General features: G+C 60.5%; 1 protein-coding gene. It reads left to right on the top strand.

Annotated features, from left to right (window positions below; genetic code table 11):
• Positions 1 to 146 precede the first annotated feature (146 nt).
• Positions 147 to 1,066, top strand: a 920-nt coding sequence (locus tag ABDB84_RS19995) for an NAD-dependent epimerase/dehydratase family protein (protein WP_345921547.1), incomplete at its 3' end; no start/stop codon positions are given.

Below are 1,066 nucleotides of genomic sequence, written 5' to 3'. Positions count from 1 at the left end.
GACCCGGAGCAGACCTACTTCCCCAAGATCTCAAGTCGTGTGCGAGCGGACGGCGGCATGGAATCGAATCCCCTGCATCGTATGACGCCGGACTTGCCGGAAGAACAGTACCAGCGTGTCGCCAAGTATCTTGTGGCGGAAAACCTGTGAAAACACTGCTCGTCATCGGTGGCAGCGGCTACTTCGGCAAATCCATTCTTGACCTGTTTCAGCGCGGTGGGCTTGCGCCCTGGGGCGTAGGCCGCGTCATCGCCATGGCGCGCAGTGCTTCGCGATTACGTAGCGAGGTCCCGCAATTACTGTCTGATCGGGTTGAATTGCTCGATGCCGACATCGCCAGCGTCGACACGTTGCCGCCGGCCGATTTCGTGATTCACGCAGCGGCCTCCACGGATGCTGCGCGTTATCTGTCGCAGCCCCTTGAAGAGCGTCGCAACATTCAGGCAGGCACCTACAACTACTGCGATCTGGCGCGCCGCTTTCACCGTGACAGCAAGATTCTCTACGTTAGCTCTGGTGCCGTGTATGGCACGCAAGCGGCAGATCTGGACGCCTTATCGGAAGACTACGTCGTTCCGGACCCGGCAGATATTCCAGAAGGCAAGCGTGACTACGCCTGCGCCAAGCGTGATGCCGAAGCGGCCGTACAGGCGCTGGCGACCGAGGGGCTGCAGCTGTCGATCGCGCGTTGTTTCGCCTTCGTAGGTCCGTGGTTGCCGCGTGACCAGCACTTTGCCATTGGCAATTTCATCGCCGACGGTCTGGCCGGGCGGCCGATTCAGGTCAAGGCGCAGCATCGCGTCTATCGCAGCTACATGCACTCGGATGATTTGGTGGAATGGCTGATGACGATGTGCGCGCATGCTGATACGACATGTCCTGTCTACAACGTTGGCTCAGGGCATGCGGTGTTGATGGGGCAGCTGGCCCAGCGTGTCGCGGAGGCGTGCGGCGTGCCTGCCCAGGTGCCAGAAATCAGCAGTGAGCGGGTTGATCGCTACATTCCGTCGGTAGAGAAGGCCGAGCGTGAGCTTGGGCTGCGCCTGCGTTACGAACTGGATGATGC

Origin of the sequence: Uliginosibacterium sediminicola (assembly GCF_039631295.1) — a bacterium.
Taxonomy (GTDB): domain Bacteria; phylum Pseudomonadota; class Gammaproteobacteria; order Burkholderiales; family Rhodocyclaceae; genus Viridibacterium; species Viridibacterium sediminicola.
This window is presented reverse-complemented; position numbering and strand designations above follow the sequence as displayed.